Below are 18,865 nucleotides of genomic sequence, written 5' to 3'. Positions count from 1 at the left end.
CGTGCGGTGTACGGCGATGGAGGAGTTGTGTCGGAGTCGGCCCGGTAGGTCGTCGTCATGAGGTAGCCGGTGTCGGCCGGCTTCCACTGTGGCGGGAGAGCGGCACCGGCGCCCACATCACCGAGGGCGCCCCGCGCTGTGGCTCGGGGCTGACTGATGGCCGTCGGTCTGGTGATCTGCCCACTCGCTGGTCCACATTGCGAGGTCGCGTACCCGGCACTCGGTTTTCTGCCGGGACTTGGCCGCCCACTTCGTTGCGTTCTTTGACGCGAAGTCGTCCAGGACCTGACGGTCAGTCGCGGTCCAGGCGGGAAGCTGCGCTATCCACTCTTCTGCCTGCTCGGCGCTGTGGCCGCTACCGATCAGCCATGGGCGGGCTGTCCGTTGTCCTGCCGGCGGCAGGACTGCCGTGCGTGCCTTGACAGGAAGGCGGAGCAGCAGGACAGTCGACATATTCATAGACGTCCAGCAATCTGCGGCGAGGTGTGCCATGCGGAAGTCGCTGACTGCTGTGGCCGCCATCGCTGTTGCCATGGTCGCGATGATGGCCGCGATCTCACACGCCAGTGCGGCGAACGCGGCGGCCGGGTGTCGGGTGAACTACGTCGTCACCAGCCAGTGGACCGGTGGCTTCCACGCCGACATCGCGGTCACCAACTTGGGTGACCTAGTCAACGAATGGACGCTGCGGTTCGCGTTCCCTGCAGTCGACCAGCGGCTCACGCAAACCTGGAGCGCCACCTGGGCCCAGGCGGGCCAGCAGGTCAGCGCGACCAATCTGGGCTGGAACGCGACCCTGGGCACCAATGGCTCCGCGAACATCGGTTTCGTTGGCGCCTGGTCGGGCAGCAACCCCATACCGGCGTCGTTCACGCTCAACGGCGTCACGTGCACCGGCGGCGTCCTGCCCAGCGTGACGCCGACCCGGACGACCACACCGCCGGTCGCTGACTACCCGGCGATCGTCACCTGGCTCAGCCCGACCGCCGGCGCGGTGTACACCACGCCGGGAACCGTCCCGCTGGCGGCGACCGCGACCGTGGGAGGCGGACACAGCATCACCTCGGTGTCGTTCCGGGTGGACGGCGTCACGGCGGCCCGGGGGGTGAGGACGACCGGTGACCGGTACGAGGCGCTGTGGACACCACCGATCGGGGAGCCCGGCACCAGCACCACCTTCGTGCTGTCCGTCTCGGCCGGCACCGACCAGTCGCTGTCCGGCGCTGCGCCGCCGCTGCTGGTCACGGTGGTGACGCCGGCGTCCACCGGCACCAACCACCCGCCGGCGGCGGCGCTGAGCACCCCCGGCGGGCAGACCTACTTCCTCGAACCGACGACCGTCACGCTGGTCGCCGACGTCGCCGACACCGATCCCGGGGACCTCGTCAGCCGGGTGGAGCTTTACCTCGGCGCAACCCGGCTGGCCGTGACGCCGACCAACAGCGGACAGCGCTACCAGTTCCAGACGGCCCTGTCGGCCGGCACGTCGTCCACCTTCACCGTGCGGGTCCACGATTCCCACGGCGGCCTCGGCATCTCGAACCCGCTGACCTTCACCATCCGTTAGCGCCTCGGCCCTCCGTTAAGGGCTGACCAAGGTCCTTCCACTGGCCGTCGATACGTTTGCGAGTCGGCACGGCGCTCTGGGTCAATTCGACCAGGCCATCGGGGTTGGCGGTGACCGTCGTGGTGGGTGAACCTGCGGCGGGCGCCTCAAACAGCTTGCTGGAGCTTGGCGTTGCGGGTGAGCTTGCTGGAGTCCGCCGTAGTTCCGTCATTCGAGACACCGATCCCACAGGCAGTGCCCTGACCAGGACCTTCAAGCTGGAGACCTCTTCGGCGCGCCCGAAGGCGTCAGCGTTGGCGCCTCGCGGCGGCAGCAGATCGGTGTCCGCACATGCCGATGAGGCGCGCGCCGTATCGTGCTGGACATGATCGAGACCGCTGCGCCGAGGACGCGCAACCGGAGTGGCACGGCCGCACTCGTGCTTGGGTGCATCAGCCTGCTCCTGTCGCTGATCGCGTGCGGTGTGGCGGGGCTGTCTGTCGACAGCAATGACATAGACCTGCTCCCGGTACAGTCCAAGCCAGAGGTCGCCAGCGCGGCCCAGGTGGAAGCCGTCGCTCACGTGACCCTGCCGCCCGGCAGCGTGCTGCTCACCGCCGGGTACAGCAACGGCTTGGAAACCCAGCTCTCGGCGAAGGTCCGCATGCCGCGCACCGAACTCGACGCCTTCGTCGCCGCGGCGAATTTCACAACGGCTCTCGCGCCGGGGCTTCGGGCAGTCGACGCCAAGCACAACGTCGGTGGTGGCAACCTGTGGGACCCCGAAACCGCCAAGACCATCTCCGGCCTCGACGAGGAGCAACCCACGGCAGAGGGCACACGTCGAGCGCTCCTGGTCAACCTGGACGCACCCGATGCAGTCACCGTGTACCTGTACGCCAGCCGCGGCTGAACCCCGCAGGCATCCGCTTCTGCCGCGAGTAGCGCGCTGCCCGGCGTGACGCTCATCTTCGTCCGAATGATCCGCGTACGAGACGCATTGGGTACGCAGGGGACGAATCCCCTCAGAGCGCGCGATGTCTAGAGCGGCAGATCGAGCTCCCAACCGGCGAATGGAGGATCCACCTTGTAGCTGTCGTCGCAGCAGCGACGGATCCACTGGGCGGCTCGATACTCGGCATCGCCGTAGTTAGTCACCTCGCCGGACTCGTTGACGTCCAGAACGTTGGCAAAGATGGCGAATACCTGCTCTAGCCCCGATCCGTGCGCCATGACGACTGGTCGGTAGTCGAAGTCCTCGAGCAAGTCCATGACGAGAGTGTCATTCGCCAGGTAGAAGGCGAAGAAGCGAAACGATGCCCGAACGTCCTCGGGTAGGTGTGCCATAACGCAATCATCGCTCGAGACGCCAGACCGGGGCGGGCCTGCGCACTCCTCTGCCGCTGACAGGCGCGGTGATCGTGAGCGTGCTACCGGATCGGCGGATGCGGCTGCGAGAGCCAGCGCTGGCGCCAACCGAAGCACTGGGCCGGCAGCTCACGATCGGTCGGCGGGTCGGCGGGTCGGCGGTCCGATGCGGGCCCAGTTTGGGGGGAGCCGGTTGGGAGCAGCGGGCTGCCCTGAACGGCCGTGAACTGCGTCCAACGGCGTCGAACGGCGCTCAACTGCACCCACCCCTGCCTGCGGCTTCACGTTGTCGCAGGTCAGAGTCGGTGTGGCGTCCTGTTTCCCGCGGAGTGCTCTGCGGTTCTGCGCAGCGGTCGACAGTGCTCTATGTCGCCTGCTGGGGGAGTGTGCGCAGGTCAAGGCGGTAAGGAGTCGTTGGTTGACCTGGCCTTGCATCTGGGAGCAGATTGGGTGCAGGTTGGCGAAGAGGTCTCCGCGACCGAGGTGCTCACCGATGCCGGGCGGAGACGAGGGGCTATGACCTGCGGTGATGGAGGTCGAGCGGTGCGGCGTGACCTCCCAGTGGATACCGAAGTGGTCAGGGCTGATGCTCGCAGCATGGCTTGTGTCCCCGGGTGACAGGTCGTGGCCGTCGCGGCGACAGGTCTGCACATGGTCGACGCCGCTCGCGCGGTACCGCCGGCGTCGGACCCATCGTCGGTCCCGTTAGCTGAGACGCCGATCCGATGCGGGAGCCGGTGACCAGCGCATTCTCTGTGGTGACCTCTTCGATGGACCCGAAGGAGTCAGCGTTGGCATTCTTTGCAGAGGCGGGGGCGGTGTCCGCTCATGCCGATGAGCGGATGTCTATGCCTGCGCGCTCTCCGGCGGTTCGACGCGCTGCTGTGCTGGATGGCGACGCTGGCCGTCGGGTAGATCGGCCTGCCGATGGTCTGATCGAAATGACTCAACGGGACCGGTGCGTCGGTTATTCGGTATCGCCTGGATGGAAACGGATGTCAGGCGGATCAGGGTGATGCTGTAGGCGACGATCCACACGACCCAGATCAGCCAGCCGACAAGGCCGAGGAGACCGACCGTACCGGGGTCGTCGATGACCAGAGGGCTCAGTACGGCCGAGCCGAACTGGAGTGCGGCGGCCAGCAGGCCGATCCCGCCGTGCCAGCGGCGGATCAGGCCGGCGCGTCGGCCGCTGATGGACAGGCCGGTCATTGCCAGTGCCAGGAAGGTGCCGTTGAAGACGAACAGCGCGTTGTGCAGTGCCCAGAGTCCGGCGATCGTGCTGCTGTCCTGCGCGGTCGTTGACGCGAGCGCGAGCCGGGTGGCCATCACGCCGGTGAAGGTGACGTTCTGCATGATCACCCCGGCGAACCCGACCAGGGACCAGGCTGTGCCGTGCTCGCGGTCGGTTCGCCACAGCACGGAGACCGCGCCGGCGCCGAACAGGGTGGCCAGCGCCCAGGCGATCGGTGCGAGTGCTGAGGCGAGACCGACGGTGTCCTGTTGGGTGGTGAAGAACTGGACAACGTCGTTGGTCTCTGCGCCGGTATGGGGCAGGCCGGCTGGCACCAGGAAGGCGTTGGTGGAGGCGATCAGGATGGCGAAGCCGAGTCCGGCGAGTCCGGCGATCCGCGAGAACGTCCAGGTGATTCCGACGCTGAGTTTACGCGACATATATTCAATATAAGGTCCGGAAACCGAAGGGGGCAAGTGATGACCGCCGAGACAGGCAGGCGCAGGTACGAGTCACTGCGCCGGGCGGCGCAAGCGGCAGAGACCAGGGGTGAGATCGCCAGCGCCGCCCGTCGACTGTTCCTCTCCCGCGGCTGGGCGGCGACCACGGTACGTGACGTGGCACGGGAGGCCGGGGTCTCGGTGCCGACCGTCTACGCGGTGTACGGGAACAAGACCGGGCTGATCCAAGCGCTGGCCGACGCAGCCGACATCGCCGCGAATCCATCGCAGTCGCTCGCCGAACTGGAAGGGGCCGAGAACGATCCGGTGCGGCAACTCGCGGCGATGGCCGGCTACGACCGGCGCCTCTTCGAGCGCGCCGGTGACATCATCGCGCTCGTGCGCGAGGCGGGCCGCACCGAGCCCGCACTGGCGACCGCCTACCGCGACGGCCGTCAGCGGGGGGACGAGACCAGGATCCAGGTGTTCTCGTCGTGGCCGGGCGGCGTTCTCCGGGAAGGATTGGACATACGGTCGGCCGTCGATATCTATGCGGCGATCTGCAACATCGACGTCTACACCACACTGACTGGCGAACGCGGCTGGCAGCCCGATCAAGTCGAACGCTGGTGGACCGAGGCCCTGGCCCGCGAACTCCTGACCTGACGTGTCATGAGGCGCCTCATGACAGGCCGTCCTGGTACGGAAGATTACGAGGTAGACGACGACCACGAAGACCACGCCACCTGGTCCCACGGGCACCGCATCCAAAGTCAGGTGGGTACTGGCCGCGACTGACCGTCGGCAAGCCGGTCGCGCTTGATCCGGTATCCGCTTCTGTAATCCCCTCGACCACAACGGATCCCGTCAACTCACTTCACGTGGTCAACGGGTAATCCAACGCTCTCTCAGCCGACCGTGGCGACCGAGAGGGCGACGAGCAGAAAGGCCGCGAGATAGGCCCACGAACGGTATCCCTGAAACCACTCCCAGCGGTTACGGCGCTCTTGCCAGCGCTCCGGAGGGAAATCCTTGTCCCAGCGCAGTGTGGACAGGTTGATCGGCACGTTCACGACCACGGTCGTGACGATGCCCGTGGCCCAGGTCGCGGCCGCGACCCAACGCAACACCTCGGGCAACCCCGCCCCATCAGGGCGGGCCGCGTAGCTGATAGCCAGCACGAGCGAAGCCGTCATCAGCACCGGCATCACAATCCCGAAGGTACGCAGCAGACCCTGTTCGACCAGGATGTGGTCACGCGGCGCCAGACGCTTGACCACCGGATGCACAAAAGCATAGGAGCCGAACTCGGCGCACGCCGTGAACCCCAGCACCGCGACGGTGGCGAACATCAGCACGTCCATACCCGGTCCTCTCATCGTGCTGGACTGCACAGTGTCACGCCCCATCGGCGAGCTGTACCGCACCATCCGCGACGTGACACCGCGCATGAGAAGGCACGGCTGGAGCCGATCGCCGCGATCGCCGGTGCTCCCGCCGAGGTGGCCGATCGGCAGCGCATCGCAAAGATTATTGATTGATTGATAACATGTCAACTATGGGCCAGAAACGAATCTCCTCGTCCCAGCGACGCGCTTCCGTGCTCACTGCGGCGATCCGGATCTTCGGCAGCAAGGGCTTCGCCGCAACCACCACGGCAGACATCGCCCGCGGGGCCGCCGTGAGCCAGCCCTACGTGGTGTCCCTGTTCGGCAGCAAAGACGCGCTCATCCGAGCCGCGATCGAGCACGCGCTCGACAGAGTGGTCGAGGTGTTCGAACAGACGATCGACGACGACGCACCTGGCGACCTCGCACCGCGTCTCGGTGTCGCCTACCTTCAACTGTTCAAGGAGCAGGGATTGCAACTCTGCCTCGCGCACGCCTTCACCGCCGGCACCGATCCGGAGATCGGGCCACTCGCCAGAGACGGCCTCCTCCGCGTCTACCGAGTGCTCGTCAACCGCGGCCAGCTCACACCCGAACAAGCCAGTCAGACCCTCGCCGCCGGCATGATGGCCAACGTCATCCTCGGCTTACGTCTGGCCGACGACTATGACCGTGAACCCGAAATACGCGAACTCCTCTCGGCGACCTACCCGAGCAATGTCGAGCTCCTCAGGACCGTCACCGGTGCCTACGATGGCGTCGCCCCTCTACAAGGTGGGGCCGGCGTTTGATCCGCTGGTGGGTCAGGTCAACGACGGGACGATCGGATCGTTGGGCTGCAACTGCAGCGCCCGATGGGGCGCCGACCGTTGTAGTGACGCGAATGTTCATTGAGCGTCCTCACCCGGCCTGCCAAACCACGTATCCTCTTCACCGAACGGGTGCTTCCCGACAACAGATGATTTGAGTCTCGACAACCCAATCATCCCTGCCGGCAAGCCATCCGTTCCTCTCGTCGGGCAATGTTGCTTCTCTACCTGCGGATCCGGGCCTGACCCGCCGTGCAGGGGAGCAGCGCATCCGGCCATCCCGGCGCCCGGCGCTCACGCTGATCGAGTATCCGGATCTGCCGCGATCCGCGCGGCACGCAGCGTGACGGCTGGAGCTGCCGCTCGCCATTCGGAACTGCCGAGATGAGTGCGCCTCAGTAGGAGCGGGCTGCACATCGTCGCTATGGTCGGTGTCGTGGAGACACTGGGCCGACTTGCCGGAGTCACGGTCGACTGCCGGGATCCGCAGCGACTGGCTGACTTCTGGTCCGTGGTGCTTGGAGGACGCGTGACGGAGTCTCTTCCCGGCTGGCGGCGCGTCACTGTCGCCGGGGGCGGCCCGGTGCTGACATTCCAGCCGGTCCCGGAGCCCAAGGCCGGCAAGACGCGCCTACACCTCGACATCGCCGTTACCGACGTTGACGAAGCGGTCGATCGGATCGGGATGTTGGGCGGGCGGTGGACAGGTGAACGGCATGACTACCAAGAGGGCGCAGTCCTCGTCATGACCGACCCGGAGGGCAACGAGTTCTGCGTCGTGCAGTACTACCGGGTGTGATCTGGTGAGGCTTTCGACCGAGCATCCGAGACCTGCTGGTGGCGTCGTACGCACCGTCGTCGTTGCACACTGATCACAAGCGGCCGCGAGAGTGTGGAGCCGTCGGCACACTCTTCTGCCGCGATCCGCGCGGCACGCAGCGTGACGGCTGGAGCTGCCGCTCGCCATTCGGAACTGCCGAGTTGAGTGCGTCCGATCATGCTGGAGCAGGCGCGTATGCGGGGTTACCCGGCGTTGGTCCAACTGCGGCTGGACAAGACCAGGTGATATCCGTCAGGGTCTTCCACGGTCACGCCCCATCGATCCCAGTTTTTGCCTTGGGGCGACTCTCCGGCCGCCGTTCGTCTCAAGTTTGGCGACCAAGGACCCGTCTACCGGCGCAGATAGATACAGTACGAGAAGATCCTCAGTCGTGGATGAGGGTGCAACGTGCAGGCCCGGCCCGCCGACCAGTTCCAGATGCCATGAGGCATGCGGCCAACCCACCATCGCCAGGTCGTGCTCGTCGGCGGACTCGGCGGCCGCTCGATAGAGCACCTGCAATCCGAGAATCCTTGCACATGGAACCGTTCAGCCGCCGCGAGGTTGCGGCACTCCAAACAGCGCTCTCTGCCTACCTCGGCCGCTACCGCGGCGAAACCCGCCCGCACCCCGAGTCAGACCTGCGCATCCTCCTGAGCTGGTGCACCGACCACGAACTCGACCCGCTCACGGCCAATCGGGCCGACATCGAGCGGTACGTGTGATGTGACGGCCCGACTCGGCCGGCTGCCTGAGATCGCCGCGATGGGGTGTTCGCCACGGTTGAGCTGGTCGTCACGGGGGTCGCCGGGCGCTGGGGAGGCGACGCCGGGTCGGTCCATTCAGACGACCTCAGCGCCGAGGGCGGCCAGTAGCACGGTGGCGAACAGGGATCGGCCCGAGCCCGGCTAACTCCACGACGTGCAGCCTCCACGGCGGGCCGGTCCTCTCCGACATCATCCCAGTGATGGCCCGCAGGCCGGCCGTCCCGGGATCAGTTCACGTCTACAGTCACCCGCCATGGCAGCACCGGTGCGCCGCAGGGTATCTCGGGGGGGCAGACGTCCCGGTAGGAGGCCAGGCCGCCGCGGCCGGGCTGGACAGCCCGGTATGCGGCAGCGGTCGTGCCGGGCGGCGGAGGCGCCGGCAGCGGCAGGGCGACCATGACGTCGCCGCTGGCTTGGACTGGGGTCCACCAGTTGTACGGGTTGGGGTATCGCACCGGGTCTACGGCGAGCGTGACGTACAGCCGTTGCCACCGTCGCAGGCAGATGGTGCGCCCGTTGTCGGCCTGCCCGAGCTGGATCGGTCGACCGGTCGCATCGGTAGGCACGCAGCCGATCGGTGTCAGCGGGTCGGCGGGAGCCGCCGAGCTGGCCGAAGCCGGTGTGACGGCCAGCGCCGCGACGACGACCACGGCGGTGAAAAGTGTTCTCGCACGCACGAAACCTCCTCCGGTGTAGCAACCAACACATCCGCCTGAGTCTATCTTTTGACGTACGTCTCTTGAAGGACGGAAGGGCCGCGCGGCTCCTATCCGAAATGCAGGCAATGCCGTGCCCCCATCCGACGCAAGAGCGGCCGAGGTGCGCGGCTGGATTACCGGGCATCGCCGGCTCGTACGGGGCAACATGCCGGCGTCGACGTCGCGACGTCCTGGGCTCCGGGGTCCTGCTCGATGGTGAGCTGAGCGACCGGCTCGCACCCGGCCGGCATCCCTGCCCACCAGTACGCCCAGGCGGGGGTGACGTGGCTCGTGGAAGGCATCTACCCCGAGGGCGACTGGATCGACGAGCTCCAGGCGTCGATCCGTCGCGGGCCGCGCGACTGAGGAGGGAGGTTGAGGTTACGCGGCTGACCAGCGGCTCCTCGCCGCCCGGCGAGCGTGGTAGGCGTCCGGACATTCCACCGGTTTAGCTCACAAGGTCTGCCGGTTATGCTCTGGACAGGGTCAGGAAAATGTGCAGCTGTGGCAGTCGGCCGGGTCACTGAGCGAGGCGCGCGACGCTACGGCGGAAATCCGGCGAGGGCTTGAAGCGCTGGCCGGAGTCGATCCGACAGGAGGAACATGACATGAGGATTGCGGTTGCAGGGGGTACCGGTCGGCTGGGCCGGCACGTCGTTGACGTGCTGAACAAAATGGGGCACGAGGCGGTCCCGATGTCACGCGCCACCGGGGTGGACGTGGTCACCGGCGAGGGTCTCGCGCCGGCCCTGACCGGTGTGGAGTGCATCATTGACGCGGCCACCGGGCCATCGCCGGACAAGCAGCAGGCCGCCGCGTTCTTCACCGCTGCGGTGAGCAACATGCTGCGGGCCGGCGAGCAGGCCGGCGTGCGGCTGGCCGTGGTGGTGTCGATCGTCGGGGTGGACAAGCTGACCACCAGCTACGGCGCGGCCAAACGCGACCAGGAGCAGGCATGGCTGGCCGGCCCGATCCCGGTCCGGATCCTGCGCTCGGACCTGTTCCACGAGTTCGTCGAGCCGATGATGCAATGGAGCCGGCAGGATGACGTGATCTACCTACCCGCGGCGCGCAGGCAGCCGGTCGCCGCGCGGGCCGTCGCCGAGACGCTCGCCGACCTGGCCACCACCGACGAGACGCGGTCCATGGTCGAGGTTGCCGGGCCGCGGGTAGAGACCGTGGCTGACCTGGGGGCCATGCTCGCGGCCCGAAATGGTGACCCAGCCAAGGTCGAGCCCCTCAGCGACCCCGGCGACCCGGACAGCGTGCTGTACGAGTCGGGCCAGGTGCTGCCCGGCCCCGACGCCGTCATCGCCGGCCCGACGTTCGCCGAATGGCTCGAGACGGACGCTTCCCGCCCCGCCGCTGGCGGGTAGGTGGCAACGACGAAGGGACGAAAATCGATGAGCAACCTCCAAGCCATCGCTGACCGCGTCGAGATCGAGGCGCTGCGCGGCGAGTTCACGGACGCCGGGATGATGGACGACTACGATCGCCTCGCGTCACTGTTCACCCAGGACTCGGTGTGGCGCATCCCCGCCGTCAATGTCGAGTTCGCCGGCCGCGAGCAGATCCGCGCCGGGATCGAGCGACTCAAGACGCAGCTGTGGGAGTACCTGGTACAAACCACGCACCCGGGCACTATCCAGCTCGACGGCGACAGGGCATCCGGCCGCGCCTATGTCCTGAGTTTCGGGCGCATGCGCGACGGCGGCTCACATCTGAACTACTCCGTGTATCACGACCGCTACCAACGCACTCCGGACGGCTGGAAGTTCACCGAACGCGTCGACGAGGTCCTGTACGTGGACACCACTCCGCTGGCAGGCTCGCCACCCCCCCAGAGCGCCCGCGTCCAACCACAGATGACAATCGCGGCCGACCGCCATACCGGATCCGCTTTTCCATACGCTGATGCCGCCGCCTCGCACCAGCACCACCGCACCGATCAGTGCCAGCACCCGGGCTGGGCACGCGTGGAACAGCGCAGCGATGTGGCCAGCGGATGTTTAGGCGGATCGGAACGGTAACGAGGAAACGAAAGGCTGGGTGCCTTTGCGCACCCCGGCCGAGGAAAGAGTCAACAGTGACCACCCCAATGCACACTTCGATACGGCTGTCCAGTGAAGACGTCGAGGCCTGGAGTCCTGTCGGCGACCAGGGAATCTTCGTAGCCGATCTGGTTGATCTGCCAAGGTTTCCGGCAGCAACGATGACCGTCGGGTACGCCCGCTTGGCCAAGGGCGCGTCGATGGATATCTCCTTCCCGTACGACGAGGTCCTGGTCATCACCCGCGGCACCTACACAGTCCGGTCCACGTCGGCCACCCACGTGGCACGATCCGGCCAGGTCATCTATCTGCCCGCCGGGTCAAGGCACACCGCAGTTGCTGAAGAGGACACCGAAATGGTGTACATCGCGAGCCCGCCCGAGGTCTATGCCGCACACGTCGCGGCGTCGCAGCCAACGCTGTAGCAGGGCAGTAACAGCAGCGAGCCTCGCAGGTCCGCCCGGGTGACACGAGCCTGAACACCTGTACGAATGGGTGTCAATCCTGTCCGCAGGACTTCTGGTATCTGGAAATCACACCCCCCGTAACCCGGCTCTCGACCGGACCTGCCGCTGAGCGGAGCCTCACCAACAGCGGCAGGTCCGGCCACGTCATCGCTGACGGCGATGCCCGCAGTACGGCGATGCATGCATCGCCGCCTGGGTGTTCGGCTGGCTCAACGATGAGATCCGTTCCGCAACTCGCCGCACGGGCACGTGCTGTTCGTCGCCGGGCAGCGGGTGCTGGTCCGGACTATCGCCGTACGGATTAGAGACGCCGCGGGTTTCTCTGGATAGGACCGCGTCCTCCCACGCACACCAGTCGGCCGTGGTCTTCTCCCGTACGGCGGTGTCCGGATGCTCCATGAGGCGGGCGTAGGCGGCGACGATGTCGCCGTCACCTGGCGTGCAAGGGCTCCTTCAAAGCGTTCCCACTGTTCGGGGAAGAACCGGCCGACGCCTCGGCAGAGCCAGTCGATCTCCGATCGCCCGGTCATGGTGACGCTCGCAATTACGATCTCGGATACGCACCGCAGGCGCTGTAGCGCATAGGCCAGGCCCCTGCCTGTCAATGGTGAACTGGCGGAACGTCAGCGAGCGGGACGAATTTCGCTACCTGAGTCGGTTACTTCGATGTCCCACCGCTTGCCGAAGGCGTTTGTGCCGGCTAGCAGGATCCGACCGAAGCCTTCCGGCACCGCGGGATCCAGCACGAGTTGCCCGTCGCGGGCGTCGAGGCCCAGCACCGTGCGTAGAAACAGCAGCGGGGCTCCGCTGGCCCAGGCCTGCGGGTTGCAGGCGGTCGGGTAGCGCACGGGGATCCGGCTGAACTCTCGCTCGTAGCCGGAGAAGGCCTCGGGTAGCCGGAATTCGGAACATCGGGAGGCGTCGAGCATCGCCGTGATTATGCGGTTGGCCTCGTCGCGGTATCCGTAGCGGGCCAAGCCGTGGGCGATCAGGGAGTTGTCGTGCGGCCAGACGGTGCCCATGTGGTAGCCGATCGGGTTGTAGCCGCGTTCGGCGGTAGACACGGTGCGCACGCCCCAGCCCGAGAACATCTCGTCGGACATCAAGTGCCCGGCCAGGATGGCAGCCCGGTCCTCCGGGACGATGCCGCTCCAGAGTAGGTGTCCCATGTTCGACGTCATCGAGTCGATCTTGCGCTTGTCACCGTCCAGTCCGATTGCGTAGTAGCCGCCCCGATCCTCGATCCAGAAGTCACGGTTGAACCGTGCGCGCAGGTCCTCGGCCTCGGCGCGGAGTCGCCGCGCCAGTGCGGGATCATCGAGCGGGCCGCCGTCGGCGAGTTCGGCGATCCGTAGCTTCGCGTCGTAGGTGTAGCCCTGAATCTCGCAGGTGGCGATGGGCAGCACAGGGATCGTGCCATCGCCGAACTGCACGCCGTCCCAGGAGTCGCGCCAGCACTGGTTACCGAGGCCCTGCGGCGACCGCGTCCCATACTCCACGTAGCCGTCGCCGTCGCGGTCCCCGTACTCGTCAATCCACCGTAGGGCGGCGTGGACGTTGTCACGCAGATCCCGGACGAGGTCGTCGTCCAGCGTCCACCGCCAGTACTCGGACAGCATGATGAGCCACAGTTGGGTGGCGTCGGCGGTGCCGTAGTAGGGGTCGTGGGGCTTGATGCCCAGCTGGGTCAGCTCGCCGGTCCGGACCTCATGGATGATCTTCCCGGGTTCCTCGTCCCGGAATTCGTCGACCTCGTCGCCCTGATACTTGGCGAGGGTACGTAGGGCGCCGCGGGTCAGGCGCGGGCCGAAGCAGACCGTCTGGTAGGCGGTGATCAGAGAATCGCGGCCGAACATACTGAGGAACCAGGGCAGGCCGGCGGCCGGGAAATCCATGACCTGGCCGTCAAGGTCGGTCTGGATGCGTAGCGCCACCAGGTCGTCGACGGACTTGTCGAAGGCGTCCTTGAGCACCTGGTAATCCGCCTGCACGGTCGGTGCGGCAGCGCGCCAGCGATGTGCTGGGTCGTTCCTGTCGCCGTCGAAGACCTCCTGGAACTCGCGGGCGGTCAGATACGTATCGGGAGCAGGCCCGTGGAAACACGGAATGATCAGCTCGCAGCTCCACTTCTCGCCGGGCTGCAGGCTCAGGTCCCAGACGAGTTCGTCGCCTTCCACCCGGTCGGCCGGCGGCGCGATCTGCACCTCTACGCTGGCCGCGAACGGGCCGTTCCGGTAGTCGAAGACAAGCCGTGAGCCATCCGGCGCGTGCTGCCGGACGATCTTGTCCGACCGGTCCGTGACGGTCTCCTTGATCTCGAGGATGTCCGCGAAGTCTGCCCCAACCTCTAACCGAAGCTGAAACGACACCGGCTTGTTCGAGAAGCACTGCACAAAGACGCTCTCCTGCATTCCCCGGCCGACGAGACGCTCTCGGCGCACGCCGACACTGTTCGCCCGCAGGTCCGGCAGATCGGGGTTCGTGAGGAAGAACGCGGCGGCGTACGGCTTCACCGGAGCCGACTCCAGCACCAGCAACGGGGACCCGTTCAAGGTGAGCCGCCAACAGTCGAGGAACCGGGTGTCCGCGAACACCAACCCGCCGATCGAACCGCGAGGCACGTCCCCGGTCGCCTCGGAATACATGAACGCGTTGCCCTCGAGGATCGCCACCGTGTTGGGACCCAGCTCGGGCGGTAGCTCCCGCAACACTTCGTCCTGGATGCGACGGTCAGGCATGTCCTGAGGCATCGGGTCGGCTGGTGTCGCTCTGCGGCCTGTCGTCGACACGGGACGTCTCCATTTCTGGGTGAGCGATCGAAAGGGACTGCCCTTCTGAAGCGCACAGAAGCCTTGCCCGAGGTAGAAGCACCTTCAAAGCGGGCGGCCTGAGTTACCCGATATCCCTGTTGAGAAACACCATTCGCTGATGGAACGCGAGTTCCGGCTCGCTGTCGCCGAGGCCCGGGACCGGGGGCAGACCGTGTTCTCAGCTCGCACCAACTGACCGAGATCGAGGCGGTCTGCGACCGTGTCGCGATCCTGCGGGCCGGCCGGCTCGTCGAGATCGCCATCATCGAACAACTACGGGGTCTGCATCGCGCCGAGGTGACCGTGTCGTACACCGGCGTACCCTCGCCAGGTCTTGATCTGGTCCCTGGCGTCGACGCGGTCGAGCAGGTCAGTCCCGGGCGGCTACGGTTCCCGCTCATCGGGTCGCCGGCATCGGCGTTGCGGGCGCTCGCCGCAGCCGAGGTCACCGCGTTTGGCAGGCCGCGAACCGAACCTTGAGGAGATCGTCCTCGACTACTACAGCGCTGCGGAGAGCTCGTCCTGGTACGCCTGCTCGTCGTCGGGCTCTCCGGTCGGGCCGGCGGGGTCCGGCCATGCCGCGGGCATGTGCCTGCCCGCCTGCCCGCAGAGCACGGGTGACTGCCGAGGCCGGCACGCCGTGGCGGCGGGCTGGTTCGGCGGGGGTCTCGGGGGCTCTCGCCATCCGCCAACGGTTCACCGCGATGCCGCAGGCTCAGGCCGGTAGCACGGGCCGTCTGGCCCTGGAGATCAACCGGGACCCGGAACGAGCACGGGCAGCGATGACCAGGGAAGGGCAGGTACCAGCCGCCAGCCGCCGGTCAGCACTGTGGCGAGGGGAATCCGCCCGCGTCGGTGATGACGTGGTGCGGGAATGGTGCCCGCAGGGTGAGGTCTCTGGTGGGCGCCGTCCCTTCGCCAAGGTCCAGGGCTCGGCTGGGAACTCGACACCAGTGAACCACTTCTACCCAGTCTGAACCGGGTGACCGTAGCGTGCTAGGACGCTGTCGGGTGGCGCTGGTTTCATGGGGGTCTGCGGCTGGTGGTCTGGGCTTGCCCGCCGTGTCGGTGTGGTGGTGTCACGAGGCGGCGGGCGACCTCGTTGGCGACGGCGGCGCCGTGGTCGTGGTCGTGGTCGTGGCGCACGATCTCCAGGCACATGTCCAGACCGGCTGCGCTGCCGGCAGAGGTCCACACCCGGTCGTGAACGTAGAGCACCTTGGGGTCGACGCGGACACGGGGATAGCGTGCCGCGAGCTCCCCAGCGTGTATCCAGTGCTGGCGCCAACCAAACACTGGCCGGCAGCCCGCAGTTCCGCCCCCGGCGGACTCGATCGGCCGCGACCCGCGGGACCGGTGGTACGTGGGTCTGCTCATCGCGATCGCGACATCGATCGCGGCGAGCATCCTCCTGTGCGGACTACGACAGGCACTCGGCGGCTGGTACGTGCCCCACGAACCCACCAACTGAGTGCCTCAGCCCAGCCCATGATCACCATCCGTTGGGCTACGAGTGCTGAACTTTTGGATCGTAGGGATCAGCCGCGGCCGGCGACCTCTACGAGAGTCTCCGGAGCGAGGGGTTTTCCGTTGACGTCGAGTGGCGTCACCGGAACTGCCCGATCGGTCGATCGGATCACCGACGTAGAGACGAGGAACACTCCGGAGTGAACCCGGGCGCGCACAGGTGTAGGCGACCCGACCGCGACGGCCGTCGCGCCAGCAAGGGACAACTGGCCCACTAGCCCATTGAGGACCTCGCTCACGCTGGACTGGTCGCCGCCACTGCCTGCTCCGACGGCTGCCTGGTGCCGACCGGACAGCATGCTCTCGACATACCAGCCGGACGGCCCGGTCCAGAGCCGTAACGTGTGCTCGTCGTCGAGCGAGACCGTGTCGGCCAGGACATAGCCAGCTGGTGGTCGCCAGTCGCGCTCAGGTACAGCAGGGTTCGGGGCGATGCTGATGACCGCCGCGACGGCCAGGCAGACGGCCGCCAGCCAGATCACGCTACGCATGTTCGAGCGGAATCCGGCGATGCCCATGATGCGATGCTCGCAGCAATCGGGGTCAGTCGGAGTGTCGGATCTTTCGCATGAGCATCGCCCACACTCCGTATCCGGAACCGACGTTGCCGGTGATCGTGCCAGTGGCCGAGCCCATAAACAGGGCGTTCGCGCAGTCCGGGCAGACTTGCCGGCCGGTGATGGTCTTCTCGAACGGCTTGCTCACGCGCCGACCACAGTCAGGGCAATCCCTGCCAGACAATCCCATTCACGCCTCCTCCAACAGGTGCTCAAGAGGATATCTCTGCGTCTTCATCGTCGAGGTCGCCGACGAGCAGCAAACCGCTGTAACTGCGACGGTGTATTCAGGCAGGATCATCGGCCGTGACACTCGTCCTGCCGCCGCGCCTGACAGCCTCGGCTCAGAGCTTGCGCGACGCCGCTCATCGACGCGGACTGCGCACCGTCCAGCTCGGCTCTTTCGAAGTACCCGCCGGGTTGCGTGCTGATCACCTTCACGCGGGACCGAGCTTCGCCGACGTCGCCGCACCGCTGCTCGGGATCGCGCCCCTGGAGGCTGAACCTGGCTGGCTGACTAGCCTTCCTCGTGAGCTCACCGGCCGCGAGATCACCTTGGTCGCCATCCGCGAGGCCTACGAACTCCGTCGACCGGCGTTCATCAAGTCGCCCAACGACAAGAACATCCCGGCGATGATCTACACCGATGGTTCCCGCCTGCCCGGCCCGGATGCTGTCGACCGGCGGACTCCAGTGCTCGTCAGCGACATCGTCGACTTCACCGCCGAGTACCGGCTACACGTGCTCGACGGTGTTGTCTACACAGGCAGCCAATACGCCGCGCATGGCCGGTTGCACCTCGGCCCTGCGTCGACCGACGCGCTAGCCTTCGGCACCGATCTCATCGCCGGATATGGGCACACGTTGCCCTCCGCCATCGTCGTAGACGTAGGACTGGTCGACGGCCACTGGGCCGTGATCGAGGCGAATGCCGCATGGGCCAGCGGCGCCTACGTGGCGGATCCAGACCTGGTCCTCGATGTCGTCCTCCGAGCGGCCAGCCCAACGGCTTCGGTGACCGCCCGCGACAGACAGTTCATCCGACGGCCTCAGCCGACCGCTACGCTTTAAGAACTCCTAACTCTTTGAGTGTTGGAGTCGGCGCTAGCAGATGATGGCGCAGGCGCAGGCGCAGGCGCAGGCGCAGGCGCAGGCGAGGGTGAGGAACGGTTCGCGGATGTCGTCGCGGATTTCCCAGCGGATGCCTGGACGTCGGAACGAGTGCCGCAGGTCGATGGTCTGCTCGGCAGGGTCCAGGCGCTGCTTGGCTTGTGTGTGACGGACGGGGCCTGAGGTCGTTGCCACCTGTGCTGGGACGAGAAGCGGTCGCGGCCGTACGCGGACACCGGTCGCCGTCGACGTCACCCCGGTGGCCGGGTGGCTGGGACATCGCGCGGGCAGTTGAAGGCCTCCGGCGTGATCTCGCGAGGTCCGGTGGTTTCCCTATGGACCTCGAAGCGCACGCAGATGTTGTAGTTCACCTCCTCCCCACCCAACCAGTGCTCAGATGCCTGGCCCACCATCACGACCTCGACCGTTGCCAGCAGACCCACCCCATCCTCGTCAGGGTTGTGGACCACGGAGGCGAGCCGCTCGCCCTCAGTCTGGGAGACGAGCCGGTTGAGCACCGTCTGGTTGCTCGCCCAGCCCTCTAGGTTGTGCGAGTCGGTCGCCCGTTGCCCGGTCTCGTGGGCGACCTGCTCAGCCCGCTCCATCACCTGGTCCTCGGCAACGTTGTGGGAGTTGCCGCATCCTGCGGATGACAGCACAACAAGGCAGGCCAGTAGTCCACTGATGCTTGTCGCCCCGTGGCAAGCCGAGGCGAACGGCCGGCGAGGGGTGACGATGTGTCGTGGCATGAGGCCAGAGAATCATCGAGTTTGTTGCCGCGCATCCGTGTGCGTACTCAGCTGTCCTTTAAAGACTCCTAACGAAATGATGTTGGGCGTATCCCTGGGACGTGAGGGTCGTTTTGTCTGAACGTGAGGAGGGCTGAGCCACCGCCGTGGATCGTCTCGGACGACCTCTGGGCCGAGGTCGAACCGCTGCTGCGACCTCGACCGCCTCGCCGGCACCGGTTCCCGGGCCGCAAGCCCCTCGACGACCGCAAGGTGCTGTGCGGGATCCTGTTCGTGCTCTACACCGCGATCCCGTGGGAGTACCTACCCCAAGAACTCGGGTTCGGGTCGGGATGACCTGCTGGCGCCGGTTGCGAGACTGGAACGACGCCGACGTGTGGCAACGCCTGCACGAAGTCCTGCACGGCAAGCTGAGAGCCGCCGACCAGCTCGACATGTCCCGGGCGGTGATCGACGGAACCCATGTCCGGGCCCTCAAGGGCGGCCCAAAACCGGTCCGAGCCCGGTCGACCGCCGCAAGCCAG

The 18,865-nt window shown here is 66.6% G+C and carries 21 protein-coding genes and 2 pseudogenes; 12 read left to right on the top strand and 11 right to left on the bottom strand.

Annotated elements, in window-relative coordinates:
• Positions 1–490: 490 nt before the first annotated feature.
• Together KBX08_RS29735 and KBX08_RS29730 are read left to right on the top strand one after the other, a co-directional pair.
• Complete coding sequence (locus KBX08_RS29735; RefSeq protein ID WP_210786766.1) at positions 491–1,567, top strand: cellulose-binding domain-containing protein; 1,077 nt, start codon at positions 491–493, stop codon at positions 1,565–1,567.
• Positions 1,568–1,931: 364 nt separating this feature from the next.
• A complete protein-coding gene (locus KBX08_RS29730) occupies positions 1,932–2,459 on the top strand; it encodes a hypothetical protein (RefSeq protein ID WP_210786764.1) in 528 nt (175 codons plus the stop codon).
• Positions 2,460–2,587: 128 nt separating this feature from the next.
• Here KBX08_RS29730 and KBX08_RS29725 read toward each other — a convergent pair whose 3' ends face one another.
• Both KBX08_RS29725 and KBX08_RS29720 read right to left on the bottom strand, forming a co-directional pair.
• Positions 2,588–2,818, bottom strand: coding sequence for a hypothetical protein (locus tag KBX08_RS29725; RefSeq protein ID WP_247670287.1), 231 nt, complete (start codon positions 2,816–2,818; stop codon positions 2,588–2,590).
• 942 nt (positions 2,819–3,760) lie between these two features.
• Positions 3,761–4,624 (bottom strand): hypothetical protein, encoded by an 864-nt coding sequence (locus tag KBX08_RS29720; protein ID WP_210786760.1) that lies wholly within the window; start codon positions 4,622–4,624, stop codon positions 3,761–3,763.
• A gap of 3 nt (positions 4,625–4,627) precedes the next feature.
• Here KBX08_RS29720 and KBX08_RS29715 point away from each other — a divergent pair, with 3 nt between their 5' ends.
• On the top strand, positions 4,628–5,254 hold the full coding sequence (locus KBX08_RS29715) for a TetR/AcrR family transcriptional regulator (protein WP_210786759.1): 627 nt from the start codon (positions 4,628–4,630) through the stop codon (positions 5,252–5,254).
• A 242-nt stretch (positions 5,255–5,496) separates the two neighbouring features.
• Here the strand turns inward: KBX08_RS29715 and KBX08_RS29710 are convergent, their stop codons facing one another.
• Positions 5,497–5,952: a DUF1772 domain-containing protein gene (locus KBX08_RS29710; RefSeq protein WP_196926089.1), complete on the bottom strand. Its 456-nt coding sequence runs from the start codon at positions 5,950–5,952 to the stop codon at positions 5,497–5,499.
• Positions 5,953–6,146: 194 nt separating this feature from the next.
• Between KBX08_RS29710 and KBX08_RS29705 the strand changes: the two genes are divergently transcribed.
• Positions 6,147–6,767, top strand: a complete 621-nt coding sequence (locus tag KBX08_RS29705; protein ID WP_210786757.1) for a TetR/AcrR family transcriptional regulator — start codon at positions 6,147–6,149, stop codon at positions 6,765–6,767.
• A 454-nt stretch (positions 6,768–7,221) separates the two neighbouring features.
• Positions 7,222–7,584, top strand: a complete 363-nt coding sequence (locus tag KBX08_RS29700) for a VOC family protein (RefSeq protein WP_307850686.1) — start codon at positions 7,222–7,224, stop codon at positions 7,582–7,584.
• Between the two features lie 224 nt (positions 7,585–7,808).
• On the opposite strand, the pseudogene KBX08_RS34165 reads toward KBX08_RS29700, so the two are convergent.
• Positions 7,809–8,183 (bottom strand): annotated as a pseudogene (locus KBX08_RS34165) (VOC family protein).
• Between KBX08_RS34165 and KBX08_RS29695 the strand changes: the two are divergent.
• The gene (locus tag KBX08_RS29695) at positions 8,145–8,330 is read left to right on the top strand and encodes a hypothetical protein (protein ID WP_210786753.1); all 186 of its coding nucleotides are present in this window, start codon (positions 8,145–8,147) and stop codon (positions 8,328–8,330) included. The pseudogene KBX08_RS34165 and the gene KBX08_RS29695 sit on opposite strands and share 39 nt — an antisense overlap.
• 269 nt (positions 8,331–8,599) lie before the next feature.
• Here the strand turns inward: KBX08_RS29695 and KBX08_RS29690 are convergent, their stop codons facing one another.
• Complete coding sequence (locus KBX08_RS29690; protein ID WP_210786751.1) at positions 8,600–9,049, bottom strand: hypothetical protein; 450 nt, start codon at positions 9,047–9,049, stop codon at positions 8,600–8,602.
• A 716-nt stretch (positions 9,050–9,765) separates the two neighbouring features.
• Between KBX08_RS29690 and KBX08_RS29685 the strand changes: the two genes are divergently transcribed.
• The 3 genes from KBX08_RS29685 to KBX08_RS34160 are packed head-to-tail and all read left to right on the top strand — an operon-like array spanning position 9,766 to position 11,546.
• Complete coding sequence (locus KBX08_RS29685) at positions 9,766–10,446, top strand: SDR family oxidoreductase (RefSeq protein ID WP_210786748.1); 681 nt, start codon at positions 9,766–9,768, stop codon at positions 10,444–10,446.
• A gap of 27 nt (positions 10,447–10,473) precedes the next feature.
• Positions 10,474–11,100 carry a nuclear transport factor 2 family protein gene (locus KBX08_RS29680; RefSeq protein WP_210786746.1) on the top strand — a complete coding sequence of 209 codons (627 nt, stop codon included), beginning with the start codon at positions 10,474–10,476 and terminating at the stop codon, positions 11,098–11,100.
• 56 nt (positions 11,101–11,156) lie between these two features.
• Positions 11,157–11,546, top strand: a complete 390-nt coding sequence (locus tag KBX08_RS34160) for an AraC family ligand binding domain-containing protein (RefSeq protein WP_210786744.1) — start codon at positions 11,157–11,159, stop codon at positions 11,544–11,546.
• 665 nt (positions 11,547–12,211) lie between these two features.
• Here KBX08_RS34160 and KBX08_RS29670 read toward each other — a convergent pair.
• From KBX08_RS29670 to KBX08_RS29655, 4 genes are all read right to left on the bottom strand, one after another.
• Positions 12,212–14,326, bottom strand: coding sequence for a glycogen debranching N-terminal domain-containing protein (locus KBX08_RS29670; protein ID WP_238688313.1), 2,115 nt, complete (start codon positions 14,324–14,326; stop codon positions 12,212–12,214).
• 1,095 nt (positions 14,327–15,421) lie between these two features.
• Positions 15,422–15,616 carry a hypothetical protein gene (locus KBX08_RS29665; protein ID WP_374101975.1) on the bottom strand — a complete coding sequence of 65 codons (195 nt, stop codon included), beginning with the start codon at positions 15,614–15,616 and terminating at the stop codon, positions 15,422–15,424.
• Positions 15,617–15,936: 320 nt separating this feature from the next.
• Positions 15,937–16,443 (bottom strand): hypothetical protein, encoded by a 507-nt coding sequence (locus KBX08_RS29660; RefSeq protein ID WP_210786740.1) that lies wholly within the window; start codon positions 16,441–16,443, stop codon positions 15,937–15,939.
• 25 nt (positions 16,444–16,468) lie between these two features.
• Entirely contained in the window at positions 16,469–16,630 is a 162-nt protein-coding gene (locus KBX08_RS29655) for a hypothetical protein (protein WP_247670286.1), read from the bottom strand.
• Positions 16,631–16,788: 158 nt separating this feature from the next.
• Between KBX08_RS29655 and KBX08_RS29650 the strand changes: the two genes are divergently transcribed.
• Positions 16,789–17,553, top strand: a complete 765-nt coding sequence (locus KBX08_RS29650; protein WP_210786736.1) for an ATP-grasp domain-containing protein — start codon at positions 16,789–16,791, stop codon at positions 17,551–17,553.
• A 33-nt stretch (positions 17,554–17,586) separates the two neighbouring features.
• Here KBX08_RS29650 and KBX08_RS29645 read toward each other — a convergent pair whose 3' ends face one another.
• Both KBX08_RS29645 and KBX08_RS29640 read right to left on the bottom strand, forming a co-directional pair.
• A complete protein-coding gene (locus KBX08_RS29645; RefSeq protein WP_210786734.1) occupies positions 17,587–17,787 on the bottom strand; it encodes a hypothetical protein in 201 nt (66 codons plus the stop codon).
• 56 nt (positions 17,788–17,843) lie between these two features.
• On the bottom strand, positions 17,844–18,341 hold the full coding sequence (locus KBX08_RS29640) for a hypothetical protein (protein ID WP_238688316.1): 498 nt from the start codon (positions 18,339–18,341) through the stop codon (positions 17,844–17,846).
• Positions 18,342–18,464: 123 nt separating this feature from the next.
• On the opposite strand from KBX08_RS29640, the gene KBX08_RS29635 reads away from it, so the two are divergent.
• Both KBX08_RS29635 and KBX08_RS29630 read left to right on the top strand, forming a co-directional pair.
• On the top strand, positions 18,465–18,677 hold the full coding sequence (locus KBX08_RS29635) for a transposase (RefSeq protein ID WP_210786732.1): 213 nt from the start codon (positions 18,465–18,467) through the stop codon (positions 18,675–18,677).
• Positions 18,674–18,865, top strand: a pseudogene (locus KBX08_RS29630) (IS5/IS1182 family transposase); the annotation flags it as partial. The gene KBX08_RS29635 and the pseudogene KBX08_RS29630, both read left to right, overlap by 4 nt.

The sequence above is a fragment of the Micromonospora sp. H61 genome (assembly GCF_018070325.1).
GTDB lineage: Bacteria > Actinomycetota > Actinomycetes > Mycobacteriales > Micromonosporaceae > Micromonospora > Micromonospora salmantinae.
The sequence above is the reverse complement of the archived record's forward strand: the minus strand, read 5'-3'. Positions and strand labels throughout refer to the sequence as shown.